Genomic DNA, 22748 nt, shown 5'->3' with positions numbered 1-22748 from the left:
CGCGATTGCCACCGCCGAGGCTAAGCAGATATTCCTTGGCAAGCCACCGAATGGTCTGCTTGGCCTTTTGTTTTATCGCAGATTCCTGTCGGAAAATCGTGAGACAGTTTTCCGGAAGCTGCCTGGCCAGGCAGCTTCGTTGACGGGTCCTTAACCCTGTTCGTTCTAACTCCGTTAACCATGCGCGCCCCTCCAGGGCGCGTGAGCTGTTGCCTGGAGCCTGGCGAACCCCGTGTCCGGTCGCACGACGATCCTGCTTCTGTCCGGCACCGCCCTAGCCGGACTCGCGTTCGGCTGGACGACGGCCGTGGCGCAGCGGGCAACCGCGCTCAGGACGGGCACGCCGGCCTATATCGCGCAGCAGCCGGCCCAGCCGGAGACGCCGCCCGCATCGACCTCCGCCGACCCCGATGCCCTGCGCGATCCGGCCGCCCCGGCCCGGAACCAGGGCTCGGCCGTCTCGGCGCGCCAGCCTTCCCGCGCCAGCCAGCCTGTCCAGGCGCCGGCCCTGCGCGGCGTTACGCAGCGCCAATTCCGCCCTCCCCCGCCCGTGGTGGCGACGCTGCCGCAGCCGGCCCCGCCTCTCCCGCCTCCGCCACCCCGGCGCCGCACCGCCGCGGAGGAGGACCCTTATGCCGCGCTGGGGGTGCGTATCGGCTCGGTGACGCTACGGCCGGGCTTCACCAACTCGATCGGCTACGACACCAACCCGCAGCGCATTGCCCCGCCCGGCGTGAAGGGCTCGCCCTTCGCCCGTTACGAGGGCGATCTCGACATCCAGTCCGACTGGAACGTGCATCAGCTCAGCGGCCGGCTGCGCGGCGGCTATTTCCAGTATTTCAGGGATAGCCAGGCCTCGCGCCCCGATGCCGAAGGCAATCTCGACCTGCGCCTGGATGCCACGCGCGACACCCGCATCCTGCTGGAATCGCGTCTGCGGCTCGATACGCAGCGCCCCGGCTCGCCCGATCTCACCTCCGCCGTCGAGGGCCGGCCGCTGGTCTGGCAATATGGCGGCTCGGCCGGCGTCAGCCATGACTTCAACCGGTTGCAGCTGACCCTGCGCGGCTCGGTCGATCGCAGCGACTATGAGAACGCGCAGCTCACCAACGGCGCCATCCTCTCGCAGCAAGACCGCAACCAGACGCAATACGGCCTGCGCCTGCGTGCCGCTTATGAGGTCACGCCGGGCTTCAGGCCGTTCATCCAGGGCGACATCGACCAGCGCGAATTCGACGACAAGATCGATTCGAGCGGCTATATGCGCTCGTCGAACGGCCTGAGCGGCCGCATCGGCTCGACCTTCGAGATCAGCCGCCAGCTCACCGGCGAGATCTCAGGCGGCTATCAGAACCGCAGCTACGAGGACCCCCGCCTGAAGAACCTGCGCGGCTTGGTCGGCGATGCGGCGGTGCTGTGGTCGCCGACGCCGCTCACGACGGTGACGCTGCGCGGCTCGGCCACGCTCGGCGATACCACCGTCGCCGGCTCCTCGGGCACGACAGTGCGCACGGTGGCGCTCGAAATCGCACACGCACTGCGCCGCAACCTCACGGTCACCGGCTTCACCGGCTTCACCCGCACCGACTATGAGGGGCAGAACCTGCGCGAGGACCAGATGAATGTCGGCGCGCGGATCGAATACAGGCTGACACGCACCTTCGCGATCCGCGCCAGCTTCACCCATGAGCGTCTGAACTCGACGTCGCCGGGCAATGATTACACCGCGAACGTCTCGATGGTCGGACTCAGGGTGCAGTTCTGAACCGCGCCGTCATGCTCGGGCCGGGCCCGAGCATCTCATGACCGGCCGTTCCTGCGGGAAATTCCCGGGTCTGCGCTTCGCTTCGCCCGGGAATGACGTTCCGCCTCACTCCATGCCTTCAAGCTCGATGATCATGCCCTCGATCATCCTGAGGCCGATCTGCCAGAAGCCGGGGTCCTTGGCATCAAGGCCGAAGGGCGCGAGCAGTTCGCCATAGGGCTTGCTGCCGCCGGCCGAGAGCAGCGCGAAGTAGCGCTCCTGGAAGCCTTCCGCGGCGTTCTGGTAGACGCCGTAGAGCGAGTTTACCAGGCAGTCCCCGAAGGCGTAGGCGTAGACGTAGAAAGGCGAATGAATGAAGTGCGGGATGTAGCACCAATACGGCTCGTATCCCGCCGTCAGCCGGATCGCCGGGCCAAGGCTCTCCGCCTGCACGCTCATCCAGATCTCGCACAGCGCTTCCGGCGTCAGCTCGCCCTCGCGGCGGGCCTGATGGACCTTGCGCTCGAAGGAATAGAAGGCGATCTGGCGCACGACTGTGTTGATCATGTCCTCGACCTTGGCCGCCAGCATCGCCTTGCGCTGCTTGCGATCGGTGGTCGAATCGAGCAGCCGGCGGAACGTCAGCATCTCGCCGAAGACGCTCGCCGTCTCGGCCAGCGTCAGCGGCGTCGGCGCCATCAGCGCCCCGTTCGGCGCCGCCAGCACCTGATGCACGCCGTGGCCCAGCTCATGCGCCAGCGTCATCACGTCGCGCGGCTTGCCCTGGTAGTTGAGCAGCACATAGGGGTGCGCCGACGGCACGGTGGGATGCGCGAAGGCGCCGGGCGCCTTGCCGGGCCGCGGCGGGGCGTCGATCCAGCGCTCGTCGAAGAAGCGCTGCGCGATCGCCGCCATCCTCGGCGAGAAAGCGCCATAGGCCGAGAGCACCGTGTCGCGCGCCTCACTCCAGGGAATGCTGCGCTGCTCGACCTGCGGCAGAGGCGCATTGCGGTCCCAGAAATCCAGCGCGTCACGGCCGAACCATTTGGCCTTGAGGCGATAGTAGCGATGCGACAGGCGCGGATAGGCCTCCCGCACCGCCGCGACCAGCGCATCGACCACCTCGCGCTCGACCCGGTTGGCGAGATGGCGGGAATCCGCGACATCCTCGAACTTGCGCCAGCGGTCGGAGATTTCCTTGTCCTTGGCGAGGGTGTTGGTGATCAGCGCGAAGGTACGCAGCTCCTTGCGGAACACTGTGCTCAGCGCCTCGGCCGCCTTGCGGCGCACCTCACCATTGCTGTCCTGCAGCTTGTTCAGCGTCAGTTCGAGAGTCAGCTCCTCGCCGTCGACGGTGAAGCGCAGCGAGGCGATCGTCTCGTCGAAGAGCCGGTTCCAGGCGGCCGCGCCCGTCATCGACTTCTCGTGGAACAGCGCCTCGATCTGGTCGTCGAGCTGGTGCGGCTTGTCCCTGGCGAGATCGTCGATCCAGGGCTTCCAATGCGCAAGAGGAGCTTCGCCCGCGACCTTGGCCATAAGCTCGGGCGCGATGCGGTTGAGCTCGAGCTCGAAGAACAGCAGCTCGGTGATCGCCGCGTTCACCTTGTCCTGCGTATCGCCATAGAACTTGGCGCGCTGCGGGTCGGTGGTGTCGCCGGAATAGACGAGGCCGGCATAGGCGCCGATCCGCCCGAGCAGATCGCTCAGCCCCTCATAGCGCTGGACCGCCTCGGCGAGCGTCTCGCTGCCGTCCGGCTGGGCGGCGAGGTCGGCCAGCTTGCCGCGATAGCGCTCGGCAAGCGCCTGTGCCTCGGCGAGCGCCCGTTCGAGATCGCTCTTGAGCTCGGGCGAACCGACACCCGGATAGAGGTGGCTGAGATCCCATTCCGGGAGTTCGCCGAGCGTGCTCGCCGGCTTGGCCGCCCCCGCCTTGGCGCCGGAGCGCCGGATCGTCTGCCAGATCGTCTGTTGGAAGCTCATTCGCTCGACACCTCGCCGCACTGACTTGCGCTCCCTCCATAGGCCGGGCTCCGCCCGCGGATCAACGCCGGTGCGCGCCGGGGTTTAAATCCCGCTTAACCCTTCTGGCCGACGATGACCCAGAACGGAACAAATGATTCCGTCGGCACAAAGCATTTCTTTCATATTGCAGCGTCTTTCGAGGTGTCATGACCGCCACCGTCCTCGTCGTCGACGACGATCCCGTCCAACGCCGCCTGCTCGACGCGATGTTGAAGCGCTTCGGCTACGAGGTGATCGTGGCCGAGGACGGCAAGGCAGCGGTCGCCCTCTTTGGCGGGCCGGACGGCGAACGGGTCGATGCCATCGTGCTGGACTTGCAGATGCCGGGCCTCGACGGCCTGGGCGTGCTGGCCAATCTGCGCGAGCGCGGCATCGAGACCCCCGTCATCGTCCAGACCGCAAACGGATCGATCGAGACCGTCGTCTCGGCGATGCGTGCCGGCGCGACCGATTTCGTGGTGAAGCCGGTAGGTGCCGAGCGCCTGCAGGTCTCGCTCAAAAACGCGCTCAAGCTCGGCGCTCTCGAGCATGAGCTGCGCCACATCAAGCACCGCGCCTTGAATACGCTGGGCTTCCGCGATCTTGCGACCAAGAGCCCCGACATGGGGCGCGTCGTCCGCCTCGCCGAGCGCGCGGCGAAGTCCAATATCCCGGTCCTGATCGAAGGCGAATCCGGCGTCGGCAAGGAAGTTCTGGCCCGCGCCATCCAGGGCTCCAGCGACCGCCGGGGCAAGCCCTTCGTCACGGTCAATTGCGGCGCGATCCCGCATAATCTCGTCGAGTCGATCCTGTTCGGCCATGAGAAGGGCGCCTTCACCGGCGCGACCGAGCGCCATCTCGGCAAGTTCGTCGAAGCCAATGGCGGCACGCTGTTCCTCGACGAGGTCGGCGAATTGCCGCTCGACGCCCAGGTCAAGCTGCTGCGCGCCATCCAGGAGGGCGAGGTCGATCCGGTCGGCGGCAAGAAATCGGTGCGCGTCGACATCAGGCTGGTTTCCGCGACCAACAAGAGCCTGCTGGATCAGGTGAAGCGCGGCGAGTTCCGCGAGGATCTCTATTACCGCCTTAACGTCTTCCCGATCACGCTGCCGCCGCTGCGCCAGCGCCGCGAGGACATTGCCGATCTGGCCCGCGGCTTCCTGGCCCGCTTCGCCGCCGAAGAGGGGCGCAAGCTCAGCGGCATCACCCGGGAGGCCCTCGCGCTGATCAGCAGCTACGACTGGCCGGGCAATGTCCGCCAGCTCGAGAACGCGGTGTTCCGGGCCGTTGTCCTTGCCGATGGCGACGAACTCGACGTCAGCGAATTCCCGCAGATCGCCGCGCAGATGGAAGGCTACGACGTCAGCATTCCGCCGGCGCCGGCCCCGTTCGCCCGCAGCGAGGCGCTGGGCGAGCCGCCGCCGCGCATCATCCAGATGCCGGTGCGCGACCCCAACGCCCTCGATCTCATCTCAGGCTCCGACATGCGCAAGCTCGACGATCTCGAGCGCGAGATCATCACCTTCGCGCTGGCGCATTACCGCGGGCACATGTCCGAGGTCTCGCGCAAGCTCGGCATCGGCCGCTCGACACTCTATCGCAAGCTCAAGGAATACGGGCTGATCGACAACGAGACCGGCCCCGATGAAACCGACGCGGCCTGAGCCGCGCAAGAGCACGCGTCGACCGGATTGCGGAGCAATCTGGTCGGGTTGCGCGTTCTCTTGAGAAAGTCGGAGGCGGATTCACCGATGAGGTCAGCTCGACCTGATCGGTTCCGGCTCCAGCCGAATGCAGCGGCGTGTTGCGCCGCCGCATCTTGTCTCAACCAACCGAGTCACGCAGGAATGGCGCGACTTCGGCAGCTATCGGGAAAGCGACCATGCGTCCTCGCCATTGGGCGAAACTGACCTCGGCATCCGCCTTGGCCATCATGATGGGATGCCTCCCGCTCCGTGCCGAAACGCCGATCCAGATCGACGCCACGCTCGGCGTTCCGCTGCCCGAGCAGCCGGAGCTGAAGCTGCTCGATTCGGAGCAACCCGCCTCCCCGCCTGCCCCGCTCGCTCATTCCGGCGCGGCTTCCGAGCCGGATATCGTCACCGGCACGGTTTCGGCCGGCAGCCGCCTGCGCGACCCGGCCAAGCTCGACGCCACCGCCCCGGCGGAGGCCGAGGAGGAGCCGGTCACGCTTGACATCCCGGCGCTCGAGATGCCCGCAACCGACCCCGCGCTGGTGCCGGCCTCCAAGGCCGTCGAGCCGGCGCCGCCAGCGCCGCAGACCGGACCGCTGCAGAGCATCGAGCCGCTGGTGCCGCCGCCCGAGATGCCCAAGGTCGTCGTCACCGTGCCGCCCGGCCTGGAGTTCGCGGCGGCCGTGGCCGAGCACCTTCAGGATGCGGTTGCGCTGCATCGGCTATCCGAGCGCGAGCGCAACGAGATCATCGCAGCCTACCAGGCGAACGAGAACAAGCCGTTCTGGATCGACGGAAAGGGCTGGAACGAGGCGGGCAAGCGCATCGTAGCGCAGCTCGGCCGTGCGGCCGAGGATGGCCTGCGCCCCAGCGACTATCCGCTCCCCGCCTTCGAGGCGAGCGACAAGGCCAAGCTCGCCGAGGCCGATATCCGCCTCTCGGCGCTGGCCGTGCTCTATGCCCGCGATGCGCGCGGCGGCCGCATCGACCCGCGCCGCCTCTCGAAGCTGATCACGCCGACCCTCTACCTGCCCTCGGCCACCGAGGTGCTCTCCGAGCTCGCCGGCGCGACCGATGCCGGCGCCGTGCTCGCCGCCTACAACCCGCCGCATGAGGGCTACCAGCGCCTCAAGGCCAAGCTCGTGGAGATGCGCGAGCATCTCGACGACACGCCGCTGGTGCGCATCCCCGCCGGCCCGCCGCTCAAGCTCGGCATGCGCGACGAGCGCGTCCCGCTGGTGCGCGCGCGTCTGGGCCTCGGCCCGAGCGAGGATCAAGTCTTCGACCGCTCGACCTCGCTGGCGCTGGCCGACTTCCAGAAGAAGGCCGGGCTGCCGGCCAACGGCATCCTGAGCGAGCGCACGCTGGCGGCGCTGGGCAAGCCGGCCACGGCACGCGGCGAGGAGGACATCGTCGCCCAGATGGAGCGCTGGCGCTGGCTGCCGCCCGATCTCGGCACCGACCACATCATGGTCAACGTGCCGGAGATGCGCGTGCGCGTCATCCGCTCCGGCAAGGTGGTGCACGAGGCCCGCACCATCATCGGCAAGCCGGAATCGGCGACGCCCATCTTCTCGCACAAGATGGACCACGTCATCGTCAACCCGTCCTGGTACGTGCCGCCCTCGATCCTGAAGAAGGAGTTCCTGCCGGGGCTGGCAGCCGATCCCGACTATGCCGCCAAGCGCGGCTACGTCGTCACCCGCACCAAGGGCGGCGGCATCTCGGTGCGCCAGCCGCCGGGCGAGCGCAATGCGCTCGGCTGGATCAAGTTCATGTTCCCGAACGAGCATGCGGTCTATCTGCACGACACGCCGAACCGCCGGCTCTTCGCCGGCGAGCGGCGGGCGCTCAGCCATGGCTGCGTGCGCGTCGAGAACCCGTTTGCACTGGCGGATCAGGTCCTCGGGCCGGAATGGACGCATGAGCGGCTGAAGCGCCTGATCGGCTCGGGAGAACGGCGAATCAACCTGCCGCAGCCGCTGGCGATCCACCTCGTCTACAATACGATCGTGGTCGGCGCCGATGGTCACATCACCCGCTTCGACGACGTCTACGGCTTCCATCGCATGGTCCGGCAGGCGCTCGAACAACGTGGCTAAATTGCGCCCGCCGCAAGGCGGGCACCTTTTTGCCACGATCCGTCTTTAGCCACCTCGTGCCAGTACTTTCTGGCGCAGTGATTGCCGGCTCGCTAACGAGCCGTTAACGCTTCTCCGCAACTGTTCGTTCACGTTCATCGTACCGCTTCGGCGGGGGCACCGAGACGGGTCAGACAGATTGGGCAGGATCAACGCCAAGCTTGCAGGATGGTTGCCGTCCGGCCTGGGGTCAGCCATGCGGCGCGTCCTGACCATCGGCATGGCCTGCACAGCCTCTATCCTGGCCGTTCGCAGCACGCAGGACGCCGTCGCCAACGGCGATACCCGCACGATCACCATCCGGCACATGCACACCAAGGAGGAGACGACCGTCACCTTCAAGCGTGACGGCCGTTATGATTCATCGGCGCTGGAGAAGCTGAACTGGGCCCTGCGCGACTGGCGCAGCGACGAGACGATTCGCATGGATCCGCGCCTGTTCGACGTCGTCTGGGAGACGCAGCGCCAGCTCGGCTCCGACCAGCCCTTCCACGTCGTCTCCGCCTATCGCTCGCCCAACACCAACGCCATGCTGCGCCGGCGCTCACGCGCGGTCGCCAAGCACAGCCAGCATATGCTCGGCAAGGCGATGGACTTCTACCTGCCAGACGTCCCCACGGCGCGCATCCGCGAGATCGGCATGCGGCTCCAGCGCGGCGGCGTCGGCTTCTATCCCAACGCCCACACGCCCTTCGTCCATCTCGACGTCGGCTCGGTCCGCTCCTGGCCGCGCATGACGCGCGACCAGCTCGTCCGACTGTTCCCGGACGAGAAGACCGTCCATATCCCGGCCGACGGCCAGCCCCTTGCTGGTTACGATCTCGCCAGGGCCGAAATCCTGTCGGGGGGTGGGTCCGTCGGCGGCTATGCGGTAGCCGATGCCGACGAGGGCGCGGTCGCGGCCTCCGGCGGCAAGAGCCTGTGGGCCTCGCTCTTCGGCGGCGATGACGAGGAGGCCGATGCCCGGCCGGCCCGTGGCCGCCGCGCTGCGCCGCGCCAGCAGCCGGCCGCCATCGCCTATGCCAGCCCCGGCTATGCCGACAGCAACTCCGGCGACGGCGGCCGGTTCGCCGTCGCCATGGCGCCGGAGCCGACGACGCGGACGCTCACGCGCGAACGCTCCGAGCGACTCGCTCCGCAGACAGCCGCAGCGCCGCCTCCTGCGCCGGCCACCCCAGCCACGGCTCCGGAGCCAGCCGCCCTGCCCACGCCGCCGCAGCAGCGCGCGCCTGAGAGCAGGCCTCAGCTCATGGATGCGCCGCTGCCTCTGGCGCGGCCACGCGGCCTCTCCGCGCCGGGAGACGATCCGGTCCAGGTCGCGGCCCTGCCCGCGACCGGCGGCGCACTCGCCTTCGCGCCGCAATCGGGCGCCGCCGCCGACCCGCGTCTCATCCTCGCATCGCTGCCGCCACGGCGGCCTGACGAGATGGTCGCGGCAACCACCCTTGCCCTTGCCGCCAGCCCGGCCGGCAGCCCGACCAACGCACCGTTGCCGCCGATCCGCCCGACGGCGCTCGCCGACGCCGCCATCGCCGCCCTGCGCGGCAGCGCCACGGATCAGGCGCCCGCCGCGGCAGCGGAAGGCCGCCTCGTCACGGCCGCGCTGCCTCCTGTCCGGCCGCGCGAAGGAGGCGTCACCTTCGTTCCGGCCAGCCAGCGCTCGGTCCCCGTCGCAGCCGAGCCTGAAGAACCTGAGGACATGGATCGCTCCGGCCTGAAATCGCTGTTCGCGACGGTCGCGCGCACCAGCGTATCGCCGGGCAGGCCGGTCAATGTCGCGACGGCGCGCGCCAGAACCGCAGGCCCCTCGGCCGCCCCGATCGCAGGCCCGAGCCCGGCCGCCGCGCTCGGCTTCAGCCATGCCGATTCCGGTGCCCCCAAACCGGGGGCCTTCAGCGGCCCGGCTGTGCGCCCGCTGCCGACGAGCTTCGTGCAGAACTGAGTGGTCGGGCGCCCGTCATGCTCGGGCTTGCTCCGAGCATCTCGCGACGCAGAGCCTCGGCCGGCTTGTGTTCTCGGGCCTCCCTGCGGTCGCCTGAGAACCACGCCTTAGGTGGCTCGGCTATTCCCGGTCGATCGGCCACGCCTTGAAGACGTCGAGCGCCTCGCAGGCCCGCGCCTGCTCGGCCAGCGCCGGCCAGCGCTCCTCCGGCGCGAATTCCGGGATCACGAAACGGCAGAAGCCCCAGGCGATCGCCGCGGCGATATCGCTCGGCAGCAGCTCCGGCCCTGCGGTCAGCTCGCCCTCCTTCGCCGCCGTGTCGAGCAGGTCGAGCGCGACGTGCAGCTGGCTGACGATGCGCTCCTGCCAGGGCGCATAGCGCTGCGCCTCCGGCCGCTTGCGCTCGTACTCGATCGACACTGCCTTGTCGGCCGCGACGATGCCGATGCCGGTGAGCGCGAGGTCGCGCCGGCGCGCCACGCCCTCGATCGGGCGCAGCGAGCGGCCCGCGACGTCCTCGAAATGCTGGATGATCAGCAGGGATTCGCTGATGGCGATGCCATCGTCTGTGACCAGCGTCGGCGCCTTGATCAGCGGGTTGATCGCCCGAAACTCGCCCATGTGGCGGAAGACCGAGACCGAGCGGTGCTCGAACGGCACCTCCAGCAAGCTGCCGGTGATCGCCGCACGGCGGACATAGGGGCTATCGAGCATTCCGACGAGCAGCATCGCTTCCTCCTGACAAGAGCGGTGCGACAGTGCAGAAGCCCGCGAAAGAAACCACGCGAATTCGCGTGATGCTGCGGATCACGCCGCTTGATGTTCGCGCTTCTTGGCCGGCGTGAGCTGGGCGCTCAGAGGTTCGTCCAGCCTGATGCCGCGCTGATGCGCCTCCATCTGGCAGGGATCCCAGTAAGGCGTGCCGCCGAAGCGCTCGACAAGCAGGTCGATCAGCACCCGAACCTTGCCGGGGACATAGGCACCCGGTGGGCGCACCACATAGAGCGCCCGCGTCGGCATGGGATGATCGAGCAGGATCGGTTCGACCGCGCCGGACCGGATGGCGTCGGAGGCAATGAAGGTCGGCAGCACGGCGAGCCCCAGCCCCGCCACGGCCCAGGATAGCAGCGTGTCGCCATTGTCGGAGCGCATCCGCCCCGGCGGCCGCACCGTGATCCAACGCTTGCCGGTGCGGAAGACCCAGTCCTGATCATTCGTGCCGCTATAGAGCAGGCAGTCATGGTCGTTGAGATCGGCAGGGATGGCGGGGCGGCCGCGCCGCGCGAGATAGGCCGGGCTGCCGATCACCGTGGCATGGACCGGCGCAACCCGGCGGGCGATCAGGCTTGAATCCTTCAGCGAGCCGATGCGGATCGCCGCATCGAAGCGCTCGCCGATCAGGTCGACATAGCGGTCGCTCGCCTGCACGTCGATCTCGAGCCGCGGGTACATTTGCGCGAGCTCGCCGAGCAGCGGCGCGACATGCTTGGTGCCGAAGGTGAGCGGCATCGAGAGCCGCAGCCGCCCGGCGACGCCGCCCGCCTGCTGCGCCACGGCCTCCCGCGCCTCTTCGAGCTCGGCCAGGATGCGCTCGCTGCGCGCCTTGAACTCCAGCCCGGCCTCGGTCGCGCTCACGCCGCGGGTGGTGCGGCTGAGCAGGCGCGTGCCGAGCTCCTCCTCCAGCCGGCTCACGCGGCGGCTGACGATCGACTTCGCCAGGCCGAGGCTCTGCGCCGCCCGGCCGAAGCCACCGGCCTCGACCACGGCGATGAAGCTGCGGATGTCATCGAGCTCCGACATGGGTGTTCCTCAGGGTGCAACAGCTTGGTGCCGATTATGCGAATTCTGGTGCGATCCGTGAACCACTATCTTCTCGGCCATCGAAATCACTCCTGCCGAATAGGAAGCTTCATCATGGCTACCGCCCTCGTCCTCAACAGCAGCGCTTCGGGCGCCGACTCGGTCTCCAGGCAGCTGGTCCAGGCCACGGTCTCCCGGCTGCGCGCCCAGAACCCCGGCGTGCATGTCGTCGAGCGCGATCTCGACGCCAACCCCATTCCGCATCTCAACGCGGAGACCACGGCCGCCGTGCGCGCCGGCATCACCGAGACGGCCGCGCAGCGCGAGGCGCTCGCCCTTTCCAACGCGCTGGTCGAAGAGCTGAAGGCCGCCGACACCATCGTCATCGGCGCGCCGATGTATAATTTCGGCATTCCTTCGACGCTGAAGAGCTGGTTCGACTACGTGCTGCGCGCCGGTGTCACCTTCCGTTACAGCGAAGCCGGCCCCGAGGGCCTGCTCAAGGGCAAGCGCGCCATCGTCGTCGAGAGCCGTGGCGGCCTCTACAGCAGCGGCCCGGCCCAGTCGCTGGATTCGCAGGAGCCGCATCTGCGCACCATGCTCGGCTTCGCCGGCATCACCGAGGTCACCTTCATCCGCGCCGAGAAGCTGGGCTATGGCACCGAGGCTCGCGAAGAGGCGATCCGCAACGCCAACGCCGAACTCGCCCTCGTCGCCTGAGGACGGCACAAGCAAAAGAGCCCCGTATCGGTCAGCCGATGCGGGGCTTTCTGTCGTCTGCGTCCAGGATCAGTCGCTGCGACGCGCGGCGCGCGCCACCGCGGCGGCGACCCGCTCATGCCCTTCCGCCAGGATCGCCGTAGCCAGGCGGACATGCTCGGTTGGCCGTAGCGAGCACTTGCTGCCAGGCAGAACCGCGATGCCGTGGGCGGCGAGTGTCACCAGCGCATATTGCTCGGACTCGACCGGAATCCAGATGCAGAGCCCATCCGTCTCCGGCATCGCGACGCCGTGCTCCGCCAAATGCCCCAGCAAGGTCCGCCGGCGCTCCGCATAGATCCGGCGCGCGTCGGCGACGCTCCGCATCGTCGCCGCATCCTCGAGCAGCCAGGCCGTGGCGGCCTGCAGCAGCCGGCTCGTCCAGCCGGAGGAGAAGCTGCGGTAGGATTGAATCTGCCGGATGACCTTGTCCGGTGCCGAGAGCACGGCGATCCGCAGATCCGGGCCGAGCGATTTGGAGAAGGAGCGGATGTGGACGACCCGCTCGGGCATGGTCGCGCCCAGGCTGATCGGCGGGTGGATGGAGACATCGCCGACGCCGTCATCCTCGATCACCAGTGTCTCGCTGGCGGCCAGCAGCGTTGCCAGCTCCTGCAGGCGTCGCGCGCTGACGGGCCGGCCTGTGACGGAATGAGTGCGCGGCTGGAACATGAAGGCGGCGGGGCGCCGTGACAATGCGGCTGCGAGCTGGTCTGGCAGAGGTCCCTCCGCATCGCAGCCGATCGGCAGAAGCTCGGCGCCGAGATTCTCGATGATGTCGAGGAGGCGCATCGCCGTAGGGTCCTCGATCGCGACGCAGGAGCCCGGCAGCACCGTCGCATTCAGCACAGAATAGACCGCGTTGTAGCCGCCATTGGTGGCAAGGAAGGCATCCGGCGCATAGGGCCATTGCGGCAGCACCGCCTCTCGCAGCGCCGGCAGGATCGAAGCACGCTCATAGCTGTTGAGGTCCTCGACGCAGGCCGCATGGGCCAGCGCTCCGTGCAGCGACGGCAGCAGGCTGGCGTCGGGGATGGCAAGCGACAGATCGAGCACGCCCGGGCCGAAATGGGCGACGCTGCCCATGCGGGCCGGGCGGGGCGTGGCGCTGTCGCCGCTGACCCAGGCGCCGCCGCGCCCGCGCCCCGAGACGATCTTCTGCCGCTTCAGCTCGCTCCAGGCTTCCGAGATCGTGCCGGGGCTGACGCCGAGCGTGAAGGCGAGGTCGCGCACGGTCGGCATCCGCGTGCCCACGGCCAGCGCACCCGAGCGGATCAGCGCGCTGACCTCCAGCGCAATTCCGCGTGCGGTGCGTTGCGTCAGGCGGCTCGCCAGCCAGGTCGCGTCGGGTTCGGTGCTCATCGATTCGGAAATTAATGTTCAGGAACGTAATATCGATTGATCAGCCAAAGTGAACATTTAATCTGCCTGATATTCAAGGCTTGGAACGAGGTATGCGTTGAAACCTGTCATCCGGCTGGCCCTGCGGGACTGGGACTTCATCACGCCGCTGCTGCTCGGCGACGTCGCCTCCGACCAATTCGAGCTCAAGATCGAGCGGCTCGCGGCCCTGCCGGACGATTTCGCCAGCGACCCGCGCTTCGACGCCTCGGAGATTTCGTTCAGCCGCTACACCACCGGGAAAGCGCGGGGCGAGACCGGCGTCTTCGGCATTCCGAACTTCATCATGCGCGGCTTCCGGCATCGCTGCGTCGTCACGGCGGCGGACAGCCCGCTGACGCGCTTCGAGGATCTGCGCGGCAAGCGCATCGGCATCGCCGGCTGGCAGGATTCCGGGAACACCTGGACGCGCGCAGCCCTGGCCGAGGCCGGGATCGGTATCGAGGATGCGTTCTGGGCGGTCAGCCGCCTCGCGGCAGACCATCCGGTCACCGACCGCGTCGGCCGCTATGCGCGGCCGGGCCGGATCGAGGCGCTGGCCGGCCAGCCGCCGCTGCTCGATCTGCTCGCCGCCGGCGAGATCGACGCCGTGCTGATGCCGTTCATGCCCAAGGGCTTCTTCTCGCAGGGCTCGGCATTCCGCGCCCTGCTGCCGGATGTCCGCGCGGCGGAGGTCGGCTATTTCCGCAAGGTCGGCTTCGTGCCCGGCATGCACATCATCGGGCTCAAGCCGGAGCTTGTGGCGCGCGAACCCTGGCTGCCGCAGGCGCTCAGCGACCTGCTCGACGAGAGCCAGCGCGTCTGGCTGGAGAAGCGCCGCCGCTATGCCGACACCAGCCCCTGGCTGATCGACGAGCTCGTGCGCAGCGGGCATGATCTCCCGACCGAATGGAATGCGAGCGGCCTCGGCCCGAACCGGGCAATGGTCGCGGCCTTCCTGGAACAGCTGCGGATCCAGGAACTCGCCGAGACCGATCTGACGCCGGAGACGCTGTTTCCGGCCGTCGGCGCTGGGGCCGAGCAGGCCGCCTGAGCGCGCGAACCAGTTTTAGAAATAACGAACAGGGGAATGTCGCCATGAAGATGATCGTGAAACTGGCCGGTGCCGTCGCGTTTTCCGTTGCGCTCATGCAGGGCGCGGCGCAGGCGCAGGACCAGTCGATCCAGATCCCGAAGCAGAAGGTCGACGAGGCTCTGCGCGCCAAGCTGCCGGAGACGATCCGCGCCGCCGGCAAGATGATCTCGGTCAATAACGGCTCCTTCCCCCCCTACGAAATCGTCACCGACACCAACAAGATGATCGGCGCCAGCGCCGATCTGTCCGAGGCGCTCGGCGAACTGCTCGGCGTCAAGATCGAGCACGCCACGGTCAACGGCCTCGCCTCGTCGCTGAGCGGCATCGCCGCCGGCCGCTTCCAGTTCGCGATGGGCCCGATCGGCGACTTCAAGTCGCGCCAGGAGGCAAACGACTTCGTCGACTATGTCCGCGAATACGTGGTCTTCGCCGTGCAGAAGGGCAATCCGAAGGCCATCAACAGCCTGGAGGACAGCTGCGGCAAGAAGATCGCCGTGATGTCCGCCGGCTCGGCCGAGAAGGTCATCAAGGCGCAGGCCGAGAAATGCGCCGCCGATGGCAAGCCTGTGCTGGAGGTGATGTCCTTCACCGATCAGCCGACCTCGATCCTGTCGGTGCGCTCGCGCCGCGCCGATGCGTTCTTCTCGTCGCAGGCGCCGCTCAGCTATTTCGTTCAGCAGGCGAAGGGCGATCTCGAGCTGGCCGCCATCGGCAAGGCGAACGGCTTCCAGGATCTGTTCCAGGGCGCCGTCGTGCCGAAGGGCTCGCCGCTCGGCGAGGTGCTGGTCGGCGGCATCAAGGCGCTGAAGGCCAACGGCACCTATGCCGCGATCTTCAAGAAATGGGGGCTCGAGAACAACATGATCGACGAGCCCGGCATCAACCGGTCGACGAACTGAGCCTGAGCACAGGATGAGCAACGCAACACAGGCGGCGGGCGAGCGCGAACTGGCGCTGCGCGACGTCGCCACGGCGCATCGCCCGGCCGAATGGGGACGCTGGCTGCTTTGGGCCTTCGTGCTCCTCATCGCAGCCAACTTCGCCTGGATCGTCGCCTGGAACCCGAATTTCGGGTGGCCGGTGGTGGCGCAATGGTTCACCGCGGAGTCGATCCTGCGCGGCCTCACGGTGACACTCGGCCTGACCGTCGTCGCCATGGTGATCGGCGTCGCCATCGGGCTGCTGCTCGCCATCGGCCGGCTTTCGGACGACCGTTTGTTCAGCGGCCTCGCCGGCCTCTACATCTGGTTCTTCCGCGGCACGCCGCTCCTGGTGCAGCTCATCTTCTGGTACAATCTCTCGACGCTGTTCCCCGAGATCTCGATCGCCATCCCCTTCGGGCCGACGCTCGTCAGCTGGCACACCAATGACCTGATCACGCCGATGACGGCGGCGATCGCCGGGCTTTCGCTGAACGAGGCCGCCTATATGGCCGAGATCATCCGCGGCGGCCTGATCTCCGTCGACAAAGGGCAGGTCGAGGCGACCGACGCCTTCGGCATGACGCGGGCACGGGCATTGCGCCGGGTCATCATCCCGCAGGCGATGCGCTCGATCGTGCCGCCCACCGGCAACCAGCTCATCAGCATGATCAAGGCGACCTCGCTGGTCAGCGTCATTGCCATGGCCGATCTGCTCTATTCGGTGCAGGCGGTCTACAACCGCACCTTCGAGGTCATCCCCATGCTGATGGTGGCCGTGATCTGGTATCTCGCGATCACCTCGGTCCTGAATATCGGCCAAGGCTTCATCGAGCGCTACTATGCGCGCGGCGAGCGGGGCGCGACGCAGGCCAAGCCCGTCATCGCGGAGGCGACCCCATGAGCCGCGATGCGATCAAGGCCGGCGCCGCGCCGCTGGTCAGCGCCCGCAATGTCCACAAATCCTTCGGCGCCAACGAGGTGCTGAAGGGCATCGACCTCGATGTCGCGCCGGGAGAAGTCGTGGTGATCCTCGGGCCGTCCGGCTCGGGCAAATCGACCTTCCTGCGCTGCATCAACCATCTCGAGGCGATCGACCGCGGCTCGATCATGGTGGCCGGCGAGCAGATCGGCTACCGGCTCGCGGGGGAGCGGCTGGTCCGGCTGTCGAACCGGGCGATCGCGGCGCAGCGCCGCCAGATCGGCATGGTCTTCCAGCAGTTCAACCTCTATCCGCATATGACGGCGCTGGAGAACATCATCGAGGCTCCCGTCGGCGTGCACGGCCACAGCCGCAAGGAGGCGACCGACTACGCGATGGAGCTGCTCGGCCGCATCGGCCTGACCGAGAAGGCACATGCCTATCCGCGCCAGCTCTCGGGCGGCCAGCAGCAGCGCGTCGCCATCGCGCGGGCGCTCGCCATCCGGCCGAAGCTGATGCTGTTCGACGAGCCGACTTCGGCGCTCGACCCCGAACTCGTCGGCGAGGTGCTGGCAACGATGCGCGATCTCGCCGTGCAGGGGCTGACGATGATCGTCGTCACCCATGAGATCGGCTTCGCGCGCGAGGCGGCCGACCGAGTCGTCTTCATGGATGGTGGTGTCGTCGTCGAGCAGGGGCCGCCGGGCGAGGTGCTCGCCTCTCCCAAGCATAGCCGCACGCGCTTGTTCCTGAGCCGCTTCATTCGCGAGGCGGTTTGACGCGTGACGCCGCGAGAGCGCGAGCAAGCTCGCGCTCGCCTGCGCTTACGGCGGTCGCGCGCGGCTCTGGCAACCTGATCTGAAACCGTTTCGGATTGCGGCGCCGATCGCCCGCGGGCTGGCGGTTTCGCCAAAGCCGGCAGAGCTCGCCGACAAGACGTCTTCAGACAATTTGGAGCGATCAAGTATTGGCAGTATAAACATATTGCAAAAACGGCGTGGTCGCCGGTCTGGCGGAAGGATCACCTCTGCATCTCGGAGGAGGGTGTCCGATGGCACGTAGGGCCGTGATAGCCTTGTTGATTCTGGCGGGATGGCCGCATTCGGCCATGGCGGCCGGCGACGCTGCCGCAGGCGAGAAAATCTTCCTGAGATGCCGGGCCTGCCACCAGATCGGCGAGACCGCGAGAAACGCTGTCGGGCCAAAGCTGAATGGCCTCTTCGGCCGCCCGTCGGGCTCGATCGAAGGCTACAGCTATTCGGCCGCCAACAAGAACTCCGGCATCGTGTGGGATGAACCGACGTTCCGGGATTACATCAAGGCGCCTCAGGCCAAGATCCCAGGCACCAAGATGACATTTCCGGGCCTCAAATCCGACCAGGAAATCGACGACGTCGTCGCGTTTCTCAAGCAATTCGATGCTGACGGGAAGAAAAAATAGCCGCTTCGCCCCCCGGCCGCGGCTCCCGTCAAGCTGATCTGCCGTGCGGCGTCGATTGACAACTCCCGTGCGCAGGACGACAACATGACGATGACTTTGGTCCGGCGACTTGACTGCCCCGCGGCCCGGTCGAAAGTGGATGCGCCCGATTGCGGCGCATCGTCGTCCAGGCGAGCCAAGGGTTCGGCGATGACGAGCAGGAAGCAAAAGCTCAGGCCTCCCCATCCGCCCGGCGGAATTCGCGCCCGCCGACTGCCTTGCTCCACTCCCGATCTCGTCGGCCTCGTTCGTTTCAAGCAGGGGATCCGGTCGGCCCCGGGCTGCAGCGTCGTTTTGATGTCGAAGATAAGTTTGTTCGCCTAGCGCCGCGGCGCATTTGCCTGCGCCGCAGCGTTGCCTTGCTCCTGTTCATCGCCGCCCTCGGCAAGGATGAAAAGGGATGGGTATCGCGGTCGTCCTGGCTCTGGTCGTGATCGGCTCGGTGGTCTTCCACTTCCTGAGCCCGTGGTGGTGGACGCCGATCGCCTCCAACTGGCGCTATATCGACGACACCATGATCATCACGTTCTGGATCACCGGCGCCGTCTTCACGGCGGTCGTGCTGTTCATGGCCTATTGCGTCTTCCGGTTCCGCCACCGTGAAGGCAGCCGCGCCGCCTACCAGCCGGAAAACAAGCGGCTCGAATGGTGGCTCGCGATCGGCACGGGGATCGGCGTCGCAGCCATGCTCGCGCCCGGCCTCGTCGTCTGGCACCGGTTCGTCACGGTTCCGAAGGACGCGACCGTCGTCGAGGTCGTCGGCCAGCAATGGCAATGGGCCTACCGGCTACCGGGCGCGGACGGCAAGCTCGGCACCGCCGACATCGCCCAAATCACGCCGGAGAACCCGCTCGGCATCGATCCGAAAGACCCGCACGGGCAGGACGACATCGTGATTCAGGGCGACCAGCTTCATCTGCAGCTCGGCAAGCCGGTCAAGCTGCTGCTGCGCTCGCTCGACGTGGTGCATGATTTCTACGTCCCGGAATTCCGGGCCAAGATGGACATGATCCCGGGTACCGTCACCTATTACTGGCTCACTCCGACCCGGGCCGGCACCTTCGAGGCGCTGTGCTCCGAGCTGTGCAGCACCGGCCACACCTTCATGCGCGGCGGCGTCGTGGTCGAGCCCGAGAGCCAGTACCGCGACTGGCTGCAGCAGCAGAAAACCTTCGCCCAGCTCCGGAGCCCAGCGAGGACGCAGGCGAGGAACTAGGGACGAGACAGGGGCGAGCTCCCGAACGGGGCTGCGAGGAGTGGGAGATGGCGCGATGGTCGACGTGATGCACGGCGTCCCCGAACCGCTACCGGCGGCCGAGATCGACGATGTCGAGCTCTATCATCCGAGGAGCTGGATCACGAAATACGTCTTCTCGCAGGATGCCAAGGTCATCGCCGTCCAGTATTCGACCGTGGCGCTGGCGATCGGGCTGGTCGCCCTGGTCCTGTCCTGGCTGATGCGGCTGCAGCTCGGCTTCCCCGGCGCGCTCCCCTTCATCGACCCGGATCGCTACTACCAGCTCATCACCATGCACGGGATGATCATGGTGATCTATCTGCTGACCGCCCTCTTCCTCGGCGGCTTCGGCAACTATCTCATCCCGCTGATGCTCGGCGCGCGGGATATGGTGTTCCCCTATGTGAACATGCTGAGCTTCTGGATCTATTTCCTCGCCGTGCTCGTGCTCCTCGGCGGCTTCTTCCTGCCGGGCGGACCGACGGGGGCAGGATGGACCCTCTACCCGCCGCAAGCGATCCTCGCCAACACACCCGGCCAGCAATGGGGCATCATCGTGATGCTCTCCTCGCTGATCCTCTTCATCATCGGCTTCACCATGGGTGGGCTGAACTACGTCGTGACGGTGCTGCAAGGGCGCGCCCGGGGCATGACGCTGATGCGCATGCCATTGACGATCTGGGGCATCTTCACGGCGACCGTCATGGCGCTGCTCGCCTTTCCCGCGCTCTTCGTCGGCGCCGTGATGATGCTGCTCGACCGGCTGATCGGCACCAGCTTCTTCATGCCGGCCATCATCGCGATGGGCGAGCCGCTGGCCTATAAGGGCGGCAGCCCGATCCTGTTCCAGCACCTGTTCTGGTTCTTCGGACACCCCGAGGTCTACATCGTGGCGCTGCCGGCCTTCGGCATCGTCTCCGACCTGATCAGCACCCATGCGCGCAAGAACATCTTCGGCTACCGCATGATGGTATGGGCGCTGATAGCGATCGGCGCGCTCAGCTTCGTCGTCTGGGCGCACCATATGTATGTCAGCGGCATGTATCCCGCCTTCGGGTTCTTCTTCGCCACCACGACGCTGATCATCGCGATCCCCACCGCGATCAAGGTCTACAACTGGGTGCTGACCCTCTGGCAGGGCGACATCCACTTCACCGTCCCGATGCTGTTCGCGCTCGGCTTCATCGTCACCTTCGTGAATGGCGGGCTCACCGGGCTCTTCCTCGGCAATGTCGTCGTCGACGTGCCGCTCTCCGACACGATGTTCGTCGTCGCCCATTTCCACATGGTGATGGGCGTCGCGCCGATCCTCGTGATCTTCGGGGCGATCTACCATTGGTATCCGAAGGTCACCGGGCGCATGCTCGACGATCGGCTCGGAAAGCTCCATTTCTGGGTCACTTTCCTCGGGGCCTATCTGATCTTCTTCCCGATGCACTACATCGGATTGATGGGCGTGCCGCGCCGTTATCACGAGATCGGCGGGATAGCCCTCGTTCCGCCGTCAGCGGCAACGCTGAACGAATTCATCACGGTCGTCGCGCTGATCGTCGGCGCCACCCAGCTCGTCTTCCTGTTCAATCTCGTCTGGAGCCTCAGGCATGGCCGGCCCGCGGGCGGCAATCCCTGGCGCGCGACCACGCTGGAATGGCAGACGCCGCAGACGCCGCCCGCCCATGGCAACTGGGGCAAGACCCTGCCCGTGGTCTATCGCTGGCCCTATGACTACAGCGTGCCCGGCGCCGCGGAGGACTTCCTGCCGCAGAACCAGCCGCCGGCTCCGCAGACCGGATGAGGAGATGCCGCCATGGGCGTGGTCCTCGGGTTCATCGTCGTCGTGGCAGCCTTCGCCGGCTGGTGGCTCTCGCGCCAGCGCCTGACGGCAAAGCCCTGGCTCGAAGTCGGCGTGATCGGCGACGCCGCCGAGCCGACCTCGCCCACGACGGCGAAGCTCGGCCTCGGCAGCTTCCTCGTCGTCGCCAGCTCGCTCTTCGCGCTTCTCATCAGCGCCTATTCGATGCGCATGAGCATGGCCGATTGGCGCGCGCTGCCGATGCCGGCGGTGCTCTGGTTCAGCACAGGGCTGCTGATCCTGGCGAGCATCGCCCTGCACATGGCGGTGGTCGCCGCGCGTTGCGACGAACGCGGCGCGCTCCGCTCCAGCCTTCTCGCGGCGGCGGTCTGCTCGCTCGCCTTCCTCTCCGCCCAGGCGCTGGCATGGCACGAGCTTGCCGCAGCCGGCTATTTCGCCGCCGCCAACCCCGCCAGTGCCTTCTTCTATCTGATCACGGCCGTTCACGGAGCCCATGTGCTCGGCGGGCTCGTCGCGCTTTGCCGAACCTACGCCAGAGCCTTCGCCATCCCGAAGGACCTCGCGCCGAAGATCCCACGCGAGCTCACCCTCAGCGTCGAGCTCTGCGCCATCTACTGGCATTTCCTGCTGCTGGTCTGGCTTGTCCTGTTCAGCCTGCTGATGCGCTGGACGGACGACCTCATCGAGATCTGCCGGGGATTGCTGACCTAGAGCTCCTGACGAGGAGGGGCCGATGAATGAGATTGCGCCGACTGCCGTGAACGCAGACATCATCCGCCCCGCCGGCTGGCGCGGCATCGCGGCCGATTGGTCGTCCGATCAGCGGGCCTTCAAGAACGTCTCCTGGGGGAAGGCCATGATGTGGGTCTTCCTCCTCAGCGACACCTTCATCTTCGGCACCTTCCTCATCTCCTACATGACGGTCAGAGCGTCGACGGTGGTGCCCTGGCCCAATCCGAGCGAGGTCTTCGCGCTCGAGATCGGCGGCCACCATCTTCCGTTGATCCTGATCGCGATCATGACCTTCGTCCTGATCAGCAGCAGCGGCACGATGGCGATGGCGGTCAATTTCGGTTATCGCCGCGACCGCAGGAAGACGGCGATCCTGATGCTCGCGACCGCCGTGCTCGGCGCGGCCTTCGTCGGCATGCAGGCTTTCGAATGGTCGAAGCTGATCGCGGAAGGCGTCCGCCCCTGGGGGAACCCCTGGGGTGCGGAGCAGTTCGGTTCCAGCTTCTTCATGATCACCGGCTTCCACGGCACTCATGTCACGATCGGCGTGATCTTCCTGATCATCATCGCCCGCAAGGTCTGGCGCGGTGATTTCGACCAAGGCCGGCACGGCTTCTTCACGAGCCGGAAGGGTCGCTACGAGATCGTCGAGATCACCGGCCTCTACTGGCACTTCGTCGATCTCGTCTGGGTTTTCATCTTCGCGCTGTTCTATCTCTGGTGAGGTGGCGACATGGCACAACCGGCGGCTCATAACGACGCGCAACAGCACCCGATCAGGCTCTACCTCGTGGTCTGGGCCTGGCTGTTCATCCTCAGCACCTGCTCTTACCTGGTCGACTATTTCGGCCTCGTCGGCTACCTGCGCTGGTCGCTGATCCTGCTCTTCATGATGTTGAAGGCGGGCCTGATCGTCGCGGTCTTCATGCATATGGCCTGGGAGCGGCTGGCACTGACCTATGCGATCCTCACCCCGCCGCTGGCGCTCCTCGTCTTCGTCGGAATCATGCTGTTCGAGTCGCACTACACGCTCTTCAGCCGGCTGACCTTCTTCGCGACCGGCTCATGAGGCGCCAATTTCGGAACG

19 protein-coding genes are annotated in these 22748 nt (G+C 67.0%); 15 read left to right on the top strand and 4 right to left on the bottom strand.

Translation table 11 applies throughout. The features are described from left to right. The first annotated feature begins 232 nt into the window (after positions 1–232). A complete protein-coding gene (locus AC1DIN_RS18400) occupies positions 233–1765 on the top strand; it encodes an outer membrane beta-barrel protein (protein WP_476810840.1) in 1533 nt (510 codons plus the stop codon). 105 nt (positions 1766–1870) lie between these two features. Here the strand turns inward: AC1DIN_RS18400 and AC1DIN_RS18395 are convergent, their stop codons facing one another. Further along, positions 1871–3724 (bottom strand): M3 family oligoendopeptidase, encoded by a 1854-nt coding sequence (locus tag AC1DIN_RS18395; protein ID WP_476810839.1) that lies wholly within the window; start codon positions 3722–3724, stop codon positions 1871–1873. 188 nt (positions 3725–3912) lie between these two features. On the opposite strand from AC1DIN_RS18395, the gene AC1DIN_RS18390 reads away from it, so the two are divergent. From AC1DIN_RS18390 to AC1DIN_RS18380, 3 genes are all read left to right on the top strand, one after another. After that, positions 3913–5409, top strand: coding sequence for a sigma-54-dependent transcriptional regulator (locus AC1DIN_RS18390; protein ID WP_441472280.1), 1497 nt, complete (start codon positions 3913–3915; stop codon positions 5407–5409). A gap of 218 nt (positions 5410–5627) precedes the next feature. After that, positions 5628–7541, top strand: a complete 1914-nt coding sequence (locus AC1DIN_RS18385) for a L,D-transpeptidase family protein (RefSeq protein WP_476810838.1) — start codon at positions 5628–5630, stop codon at positions 7539–7541. A 235-nt stretch (positions 7542–7776) separates the two neighbouring features. Then, positions 7777–9522 carry a peptidoglycan L,D-endopeptidase MepK gene (locus AC1DIN_RS18380; protein WP_476810837.1) on the top strand — a complete coding sequence of 582 codons (1746 nt, stop codon included), beginning with the start codon at positions 7777–7779 and terminating at the stop codon, positions 9520–9522. A gap of 120 nt (positions 9523–9642) precedes the next feature. On the opposite strand, the gene AC1DIN_RS18375 is transcribed toward AC1DIN_RS18380, so the two are convergent. Together AC1DIN_RS18375 and AC1DIN_RS18370 are read right to left on the bottom strand one after the other, a co-directional pair. Next, entirely contained in the window at positions 9643–10251 is a 609-nt protein-coding gene (locus AC1DIN_RS18375; protein WP_476810836.1) for a glutathione S-transferase family protein, read from the bottom strand. Positions 10252–10329: 78 nt separating this feature from the next. Next, the gene (locus AC1DIN_RS18370; protein ID WP_476810835.1) at positions 10330–11322 is read right to left on the bottom strand and encodes a LysR family transcriptional regulator; all 993 of its coding nucleotides are present in this window, start codon (positions 11320–11322) and stop codon (positions 10330–10332) included. Positions 11323–11436: 114 nt separating this feature from the next. Between AC1DIN_RS18370 and AC1DIN_RS18365 the strand changes: the two genes are divergently transcribed. Then, complete coding sequence (locus AC1DIN_RS18365; RefSeq protein ID WP_476810834.1) at positions 11437–12042, top strand: FMN-dependent NADH-azoreductase; 606 nt, start codon at positions 11437–11439, stop codon at positions 12040–12042. A 69-nt stretch (positions 12043–12111) separates the two neighbouring features. Here AC1DIN_RS18365 and AC1DIN_RS18360 read toward each other — a convergent pair whose 3' ends face one another. After that, positions 12112–13443 carry an aminotransferase-like domain-containing protein gene (locus AC1DIN_RS18360; protein ID WP_476810833.1) on the bottom strand — a complete coding sequence of 444 codons (1332 nt, stop codon included), beginning with the start codon at positions 13441–13443 and terminating at the stop codon, positions 12112–12114. A 97-nt stretch (positions 13444–13540) separates the two neighbouring features. Here AC1DIN_RS18360 and AC1DIN_RS18355 point away from each other — a divergent pair, with 97 nt between their 5' ends. The 10 genes from AC1DIN_RS18355 (at position 13541) to AC1DIN_RS18310 (ending at position 22730) form a co-directional block, all read left to right on the top strand. Then, complete coding sequence (locus AC1DIN_RS18355) at positions 13541–14515, top strand: substrate-binding domain-containing protein (RefSeq protein WP_476810832.1); 975 nt, start codon at positions 13541–13543, stop codon at positions 14513–14515. Between the two features lie 95 nt (positions 14516–14610). Further along, positions 14611–15456 (top strand): ABC transporter substrate-binding protein, encoded by an 846-nt coding sequence (locus AC1DIN_RS18350; RefSeq protein ID WP_476810922.1) that lies wholly within the window; start codon positions 14611–14613, stop codon positions 15454–15456. Between the two features lie 13 nt (positions 15457–15469). Next, positions 15470–16381 (top strand): amino acid ABC transporter permease, encoded by a 912-nt coding sequence (locus AC1DIN_RS18345; RefSeq protein ID WP_441472272.1) that lies wholly within the window; start codon positions 15470–15472, stop codon positions 16379–16381. Continuing rightward, the gene (locus tag AC1DIN_RS18340) at positions 16378–17178 is read left to right on the top strand and encodes an amino acid ABC transporter ATP-binding protein (RefSeq protein WP_441472271.1); all 801 of its coding nucleotides are present in this window, start codon (positions 16378–16380) and stop codon (positions 17176–17178) included. The genes AC1DIN_RS18345 and AC1DIN_RS18340 overlap by 4 nt, the downstream gene beginning before the upstream one ends. 272 nt (positions 17179–17450) lie before the next feature. Next, the gene (locus AC1DIN_RS18335; protein WP_441472270.1) at positions 17451–17840 is read left to right on the top strand and encodes a c-type cytochrome; all 390 of its coding nucleotides are present in this window, start codon (positions 17451–17453) and stop codon (positions 17838–17840) included. 439 nt (positions 17841–18279) lie between these two features. Then, complete coding sequence (locus AC1DIN_RS18330; protein WP_476810831.1) at positions 18280–19095, top strand: cytochrome c oxidase subunit II; 816 nt, start codon at positions 18280–18282, stop codon at positions 19093–19095. Between the two features lie 55 nt (positions 19096–19150). Further along, complete coding sequence (locus AC1DIN_RS18325) at positions 19151–20911, top strand: cbb3-type cytochrome c oxidase subunit I (protein ID WP_441472267.1); 1761 nt, start codon at positions 19151–19153, stop codon at positions 20909–20911. Positions 20912–20923: 12 nt separating this feature from the next. After that, the gene (locus tag AC1DIN_RS18320) at positions 20924–21640 is read left to right on the top strand and encodes a cytochrome c oxidase subunit 3 (RefSeq protein ID WP_476810830.1); all 717 of its coding nucleotides are present in this window, start codon (positions 20924–20926) and stop codon (positions 21638–21640) included. 22 nt (positions 21641–21662) lie between these two features. Then, complete coding sequence (locus AC1DIN_RS18315; protein ID WP_476810829.1) at positions 21663–22385, top strand: heme-copper oxidase subunit III family protein; 723 nt, start codon at positions 21663–21665, stop codon at positions 22383–22385. Positions 22386–22394: 9 nt separating this feature from the next. Further along, positions 22395–22730 (top strand): cytochrome C oxidase subunit IV family protein, encoded by a 336-nt coding sequence (locus AC1DIN_RS18310; RefSeq protein ID WP_476810828.1) that lies wholly within the window; start codon positions 22395–22397, stop codon positions 22728–22730. Positions 22731–22748: the final 18 nt, after the last annotated feature.

Source organism: Allobosea sp. 05T438 (assembly GCF_056396025.1).
Note: the sequence above shows the minus strand (reverse complement) of the source record. Positions and strands in the feature narration are given on the sequence as shown.

Bases quoted from the DNA above. Each gene is read 5' to 3' on its own strand.
- AC1DIN_RS18320 (WP_476810830.1), top strand. From the start codon at position 20,924: ATGGGCGTGGTCCTCGGGTTCATCGTCGTCGTGGCAGCCTTCGCCGGC.
- AC1DIN_RS18370 (WP_476810835.1), bottom strand. From the start codon at position 11,322: ATGTCGGAGCTCGATGACATCCGCAGCTTCATCGCCGTGGTCGAGGCC.
- AC1DIN_RS18385 (WP_476810838.1), top strand. From the start codon at position 5,628: ATGCGTCCTCGCCATTGGGCGAAACTGACCTCGGCATCCGCCTTGGCC.
- AC1DIN_RS18350 (WP_476810922.1), top strand. From the start codon at position 14,611: ATGCAGGGCGCGGCGCAGGCGCAGGACCAGTCGATCCAGATCCCGAAG.
- AC1DIN_RS18380 (WP_476810837.1), top strand. From the start codon at position 7,777: ATGCGGCGCGTCCTGACCATCGGCATGGCCTGCACAGCCTCTATCCTG.
- AC1DIN_RS18345 (WP_441472272.1), top strand. From the start codon at position 15,470: ATGAGCAACGCAACACAGGCGGCGGGCGAGCGCGAACTGGCGCTGCGC.
- AC1DIN_RS18375 (WP_476810836.1), bottom strand. From the start codon at position 10,251: ATGCTGCTCGTCGGAATGCTCGATAGCCCCTATGTCCGCCGTGCGGCG.
- AC1DIN_RS18310 (WP_476810828.1), top strand. From the start codon at position 22,395: ATGGCACAACCGGCGGCTCATAACGACGCGCAACAGCACCCGATCAGG.
- AC1DIN_RS18395 (WP_476810839.1), bottom strand. From the start codon at position 3,724: ATGAGCTTCCAACAGACGATCTGGCAGACGATCCGGCGCTCCGGCGCC.
- AC1DIN_RS18325 (WP_441472267.1), top strand. From the start codon at position 19,151: ATGGTCGACGTGATGCACGGCGTCCCCGAACCGCTACCGGCGGCCGAG.
- AC1DIN_RS18365 (WP_476810834.1), top strand. From the start codon at position 11,437: ATGGCTACCGCCCTCGTCCTCAACAGCAGCGCTTCGGGCGCCGACTCG.
- AC1DIN_RS18335 (WP_441472270.1), top strand. From the start codon at position 17,451: ATGGCACGTAGGGCCGTGATAGCCTTGTTGATTCTGGCGGGATGGCCG.
- AC1DIN_RS18390 (WP_441472280.1), top strand. From the start codon at position 3,913: ATGACCGCCACCGTCCTCGTCGTCGACGACGATCCCGTCCAACGCCGC.
- AC1DIN_RS18360 (WP_476810833.1), bottom strand. From the start codon at position 13,443: ATGAGCACCGAACCCGACGCGACCTGGCTGGCGAGCCGCCTGACGCAA.
- AC1DIN_RS18315 (WP_476810829.1), top strand. From the start codon at position 21,663: ATGAATGAGATTGCGCCGACTGCCGTGAACGCAGACATCATCCGCCCC.
- AC1DIN_RS18330 (WP_476810831.1), top strand. From the start codon at position 18,280: ATGGGTATCGCGGTCGTCCTGGCTCTGGTCGTGATCGGCTCGGTGGTC.
- AC1DIN_RS18340 (WP_441472271.1), top strand. From the start codon at position 16,378: ATGAGCCGCGATGCGATCAAGGCCGGCGCCGCGCCGCTGGTCAGCGCC.